Source organism: Rummeliibacillus sp. POC4, assembly GCF_003576525.1.
In the GTDB taxonomy this organism is placed as follows: Bacteria; Bacillota; Bacilli; order Bacillales_A; family Planococcaceae; genus Rummeliibacillus.
Genome location: NZ_QWUA01000012.1, coordinates 71,936 through 77,935, shown reverse-complemented (window position 1 = coordinate 77,935; position 6,000 = coordinate 71,936). Strand labels below are relative to the sequence as shown.

Annotated in this window: 7 protein-coding genes; 3 read left to right on the top strand and 4 right to left on the bottom strand. The window is 32.2% G+C overall.

What is annotated here, in order from left to right:
* Positions 1–245 precede the first annotated feature (245 nt).
* Positions 246–1,088: a metallophosphoesterase gene (locus tag D1606_RS06355; protein WP_233548035.1), complete on the top strand. Its 843-nt coding sequence runs from the start codon at positions 246–248 to the stop codon at positions 1,086–1,088.
* Between the two features lie 96 nt (positions 1,089–1,184).
* Here the strand turns inward: D1606_RS06355 and D1606_RS18945 are convergent, their stop codons facing one another.
* Together D1606_RS18945 and D1606_RS06350 are read right to left on the bottom strand one after the other, a co-directional pair.
* Entirely contained in the window at positions 1,185–1,361 is a 177-nt protein-coding gene (locus tag D1606_RS18945; protein WP_164489620.1) for a hypothetical protein, read from the bottom strand.
* Between the two features lie 3 nt (positions 1,362–1,364).
* The gene (locus D1606_RS06350; RefSeq protein WP_119415183.1) at positions 1,365–1,796 is read right to left on the bottom strand and encodes a MarR family winged helix-turn-helix transcriptional regulator; all 432 of its coding nucleotides are present in this window, start codon (positions 1,794–1,796) and stop codon (positions 1,365–1,367) included.
* Between the two features lie 162 nt (positions 1,797–1,958).
* Here D1606_RS06350 and D1606_RS06345 point away from each other — a divergent pair, with 162 nt between their 5' ends.
* Complete coding sequence (locus D1606_RS06345; RefSeq protein ID WP_119415182.1) at positions 1,959–2,852, top strand: patatin-like phospholipase family protein; 894 nt, start codon at positions 1,959–1,961, stop codon at positions 2,850–2,852.
* A 174-nt stretch (positions 2,853–3,026) separates the two neighbouring features.
* Positions 3,027–4,739, top strand: coding sequence for a methyl-accepting chemotaxis protein (locus D1606_RS06340; protein ID WP_119415181.1), 1,713 nt, complete (start codon positions 3,027–3,029; stop codon positions 4,737–4,739).
* Between the two features lie 61 nt (positions 4,740–4,800).
* Here D1606_RS06340 and D1606_RS06335 read toward each other — a convergent pair whose 3' ends face one another.
* Both D1606_RS06335 and D1606_RS06330 read right to left on the bottom strand, forming a co-directional pair.
* Entirely contained in the window at positions 4,801–5,301 is a 501-nt protein-coding gene (locus D1606_RS06335; protein ID WP_119415180.1) for a GNAT family N-acetyltransferase, read from the bottom strand.
* Positions 5,302–5,616: 315 nt separating this feature from the next.
* Entirely contained in the window at positions 5,617–5,835 is a 219-nt protein-coding gene (locus D1606_RS06330; protein ID WP_119415179.1) for a hypothetical protein, read from the bottom strand.
* Between the last annotated feature and the right edge of the window lie 165 nt (positions 5,836–6,000).

The window sequence follows — 6,000 nt, the reverse complement described above, 5'->3', positions numbered from 1 at the left end:
ATTTATTTTCGAAAATGAGATTAACTTTGATAGCTATGTTCATTAGAACTTTATTATTAAAATGAAAAATGTATATAAAAATACTTGTGGTGTTGTAGAAAAATCTACAACATTTTTTGTTTTAGCGTTGAAGATTAAACCTATACTTACATAGAATATATAAATTAAAAAGGCAACATTACAGAGCAAAAAACGTCTTAAATTAACAAATTGAATTTTTAGTGGATTAGGTAGGGTGGTTATCTTTGAAAAAAATTATTTATTCAATAATAGCGTTATGTGCTGTGGTCGTTTTTGTGTATATGAACCAGTATTGGCTTAAAGTGACAAAATATTCGATTGTAGCTCAAAAATTACCGAATGCTATGAATGGATTACGAATAGTTCAAATTTCTGATTTACACTATGCTACATTTGGTTATAAACAAAAGAAGCTAATCCAAAGAGTAAAGAAAGAAAAACCGGACCTTATTTTTATTACAGGTGATTTAGTGGATCGCTATCATTATGATTTAAACCAAAGTCTGGAAGCTATGAAGGGGTTTGTTGATATTGCACCCGTGTATTATGTAACTGGCAATCATGAAGAAGCGCTTAATATTAAAGGCGTCTTAGCAGAAAAATTATCTCAGCTAGGTATTCATGTGTTATTTAATAGCAATAATTATTTTGAAAAAAACGGTGCAGTTATACAAATAGTTGGAATTAATGACCCGTTAAGTGGAGAAAACGCAGAAGAAATGCTTTATAAATCTATGAAAAATGATGGAACATATAAAGTATTACTTGCACATCGCCCAGAAGATTATCAAGCTTATGAAAAAAGTGGGATCGATTTAACGTTCAATGGACACGAACACGGTGGTATTATACGAATTCCGGGAATAGGAGGAGTGATTGACCACAACTTCAACCTCTTTCCATCATCGCATATTGATGGAGTTGAGAAATTGGGAAACTTAACCCAAGTAATAAGTCGAGGATTAGGTAATAGTGGATTCACTTTCCGCATATTTAATCGACCTGAAATCGTAGTGGCGGAACTGAACAAATCTCGAGAAGAAATAAAGTCATCGGAAAATAAATAAATCTCGAGAATAAGGAAATAAACACTTTGAAAAAAGAAATAAATCACAGCGAAGAAACAAACTTCCCCAAGAATCCATCATATAAAAATCATAAAATCATTCGTGAATACAAGTTTTTGATTTCTTCGCTTGTTGGCTCAATTTAATGGTAATTATGGAAGCTACCACAACACCAGTTATCAAACAATGATACATATCTTTAAAAATCAATCCAAATATAACCCCGATAATTACGCCCATAACAATAATAGATACACGATCTCTTTGTGACATTTTTTAATCCTCCATCTTATTTAAAAGTAGATTTACTTTGTGAAGAGCGAATTGCAGGTCACGACGATCTTCTTCGTTTAATTTGCTTAGGTTTTCACTGAACTTTTGATAAATTGCCTTCCATTTTTCTTCTTGAGTCTTTGTTCCTTTTGCTGAAAGAGAGATGAGGATGGCACGTTTGTCTTTTTTATCAGTTTCTTTTATCAAGTAACCAGTTGATACTAACTCACTTATGATGTTTGTTAGTTGTTGTTTGGCTACATTTAATCCGGAACTAATCTCTTTCAGGTTCAATGACTTTTGTTGCATATAGATATACTCAATGACATGGTTTTGCATATGAGTTAATTCAGATGCTCCTTTGTTTAGTTCGCTAAAGCTTTCAAATAAGTTAGGTATCAGTGCAATATATTCTTTTGCTATTTCTTGATTCAATATAAATTGCCTCCTTTTAGTAAATATATTATTACTAATAAAGTTCAATTTCAATAATAATATTAAAAAAAGTAAAAATATATTTACTAATAGTTAAAAATAATCGACATAAGTTCTAAAATCTCTCCAATTTTCTTAAAATATTTGTAAGGGGGGAAGTGATTGCTCGTTGATGGGGTGTTTTCAGGTGGTGGAATTAAGGGGTTTGCATTTGTCGGTGCACTTCAAGTATTAGAAGATCGAGGCATTTATTTTGAGCGAGTTGCCGGAACGAGTGCGGGAGCAATTTTGGCCTGTTTTATTGCGGCTGGATATTCGGCAGATGAAATTGAAAAATTGCTTGATGAGCTAGATGTAGCTACTTTTTTAGATTCACCAATGGCTTTTAGCTCTATACCATTTATGAGATGGATTAACCTTTATTTTCGTATGGGATTGTATCAAGGAAAAGAGTTGGAAAAATGGTTTTATGAAAAACTAGCTGATAAAGATGTCTATACATTTGATGATTTGCCAGAAGGGGCATTAAAATTGATAGCATCTGATTTAACGAATGGTAAAATGATTGTCTTGCCAGATGATTTAGAAGAATATGGGGTTAATCCTGGATCATTTTTGATATCGCGAGCTTTAAGGATGAGTTGTGGCGTTCCGTTTTTCTTCCAACCTGTGAAGATGAGAGTTTCAGGAGGGGAGTCCATCGTTGTAGATGGTGGTGTATTAAGTAATTTTCCAATTTGGTTATTTGATGATGAAAACAAACGGAAAGGTCGGCCAATGCTGGGATTAAAACTAAGTAGCGCAAAGGAACATATGGAACCTCATAAGATTAAGAATGGACTTAATTTATTTGAAGCGCTCTTTAGCACGATGAAGGATGCACATGATGAGCGATATATTTCCAGAGTGCATGAAAAGAGTATTATTTTTATTCCGGTTGAAAAATATAGTGCCACAAAATTTGATTTGAATGAGGAGACAAAACTTCAATTAATGGAGATTGGAAGAAATCGCACACTTCAATTTTTGGAAAGTTGGAAGGATTCACCTTCTTAATGCTAAAAAAATGAATATTCAATATGTTCCATTTTTTCTTGATAACTATCAAAAAATAGTCAATAAATAATAAAATTCTTCCAAAGCTAATATAGCTATATAATCCTTTGGAATTAAGTGGTAATATAAGAACTAAGAACTATAATATATTTCGAAAGGTGATACTAATGAATTATGAAAATGTTTCGTAAACTAACATTTCAACTAGGTACAATCATTGCTGGAATCATAATTGTAATGATGTTAATCACTTCAATTGCAACATATAAAACAGCTTATGATAAGCTTTATGATGCTGCAGGAGTTGAAGCTTATGGTTGTGCAAATATTACTACGGGTTTATTGAATTCTATTGATATTGACAATGCATTGTCAGGAGATCAAGCGGCAAAGGATAAAATCAGTGACCAAATCAAGTGGACTGTAAATCATAAAGATATTTTTGAAACGCAATATATATTAGATCTTAATGGAAAAATATTAGCATTAGATGAACATCTTAAAGCGAAAGGCTTTTCAACTGGAGACTCATTCCACGTTGATAAGGATGCTATCGACATGTTGCTGAAGATGAAACATTCAACATATTCTCAACCATATACATATGGCGGTTTAAAACGAATTTCTGGATATGCGCCAATTTATAAAGATCATGATCCAAATAAAGAAATCGTAGCTATTAGCGTTATTGATTTTGATGCAAATATTGTTAAAACAAGAACATGGGATGTGGTGAAAAAAGGAATCTTAGTAAGCATTATTCCAATGCTATTAGCTACAATTATCACATTCATGTTAATTCGCAGAAAAACAAATCCTATTTCAAAATTGATAGAGCAAGCTAAACAAATTGCAGAAGGTAATCTTGCAGTCCAAAAAGTAAAAATTAAAAGTAAAGATGAAATAGGCGATTTAGCTAATATACTCAATAAAATGACAAATAATTTACAACAAATGGTTTCGACTATGCAGAAAACATCACATCAGTTAACATCTAATGCAAATTCAACGACGACTTCATTGAACGAAATGAGTAGTGCTGTACAAATTGTTTCTAACAATATAGAAGAAGTGTCTGTGTCTGTTTCTGAGGGCGCTAATCATACAGAAAAAGCAGCTAACATGTTGATGTCACTTGCAAATGATTTCAAAGATATGAAAGAACAAGCTGATGAAACTGTAGAAAAATCTAATAAGACAATGGAAATTGCATTAACTGGGGAAGAAAGAGCAAAAGAAATTAAAGTAGACATGGAACTTATTCAGAAGGGATCAAAAGAAGTAAGTGATACAATTCAAAATTTAGTTGAGTCGGCAAAAAAAATTCAAAACATCACGACTTCTATTTCAGAAATTGCAGATCAAACTAACCTACTAGCTCTGAATGCTTCCATTGAAGCAGCAAGAGCAGGGGAGCACGGTAAAGGATTTGCAGTCGTTGCAGAAGAAGTACGTAAACTCGCAGAACAATCAAATGGAGAAGTTCTAAAGGTAAATAACCTTGTGAAAGATATTATGAATCACATACAACATGTCCTTATATCAGCTGAAGATAATACAAAGTATATTGAAAAAGGATCGGAGACTGTTCAACATACGGTGCATGCACTGAACGATATTTCGATGTCTGTCGCAGAAACAGTAAAAGAAATTACTACAATTTCAGATCTAATGACTGCAGAGACAAGCAAAGCTGACCAAGTTGGAGAATCACTTGATGAATTTACAAATACTATCAAAAACATCGAAAATACTATTATCGATATTTCAGCAGCTGCAGAGCAAACAACAGCAGGGATTGATGACGTATCGCATCGTTCTGAGAAAACAAATAGAATGGCTGTGGAACTAGAAAATAATGTCCAAAACTTTCAATTAAAAGAATAAAAAATAGCACCTCCATTTGTAAGAGTATATTCTAACAAATGAAGGTGCTATACTAATTTGTTTAAACTTTTTTCCCCATAATGATCAAATCTCTTTTTACTCCATCTAACTCAGCAACTTCTGGTAAATGGGCCCATTTTTCAAATTGAAAATCAACAAAAAGATGTAAACTTGCATCATTGTGGGCAAATATAAATCCTAATAAATTTTGAATTTTTAAACTTGGACATGCATCTATTGCATGTTTTAATGTAAGTTTGCCAATTCCTTTTCCTCTAAATTTTTCATCTAGATAAATACTTAACTCCGCAGTTGAATCATATGCAGGTCGTCCATAAAATGATTGGAAACTTATCCATCCACAAATCTCGCCTTCATATTCGACGACCCACAAAGGTCTCTTTGATGGATTATGCTCATTAAACCATGGTGTACGCTCTTCAATCGAAACAGGTTCAGTATCTGCTGTCACCATTCTACTTGCAACAGTTGAGTTATAAATCGCAACTATTGTTGGTAAATCTTCGATGTTTGCATCTCTAAAAGTTACTTTTTCTATCATGAAAATTTCCCCTTACTAAATAAGATGACCTACTAGTTTTTGTAGATTTGAAATAATTGATACACAGTGGAGATTAAAAAGTGAAGCTCCGCTTTAATGTTAATAATTTTAGCACTTTATTTTGATAATATGAATCATAATTTTAAGAGAAGTTAAGTATTCTACGGTTCTGCCGATTGAAGAAGTGTTAGTTAAATAAGAAAAGTAAAAAAGCCATTGTATACAATCGAGAACACAGAAAAAGTGAAAATAATGAATATTTATATTCATATTCTTTTTCGATGAACTTGATAATGTAAGCATGGCTTTTTTGAGTTATTTTCTTTTCTTCCCAATCTCTTTTGATAGATTTTGTTTTTTCTTTTCCTTTTCAAATTCGATTAGCACATTAATCGTTTGCTCGGATATTTTGATAATATCAATAACTGTACCTTTTCGGCCCTTAATCTTAATAGGATCATTGACTAACGGTAATGTTTCTCGTAATTGACTTAAAACAACGGTTTTCTTTTCATAAAAATGAACATTATACATCTTCTACTATCCCCTTATAGAACAATTTATTTTGTTCATTTTATGAAAAGAGGAGAAATATAGAACAATTTTTTAGTAGTTTAGTCAATTTTATAAATACTTTACTTATAATATACTATATGTTCAATATGCCGCTCCAGATGGCGCTTTCCGCGGGCGAGCGTT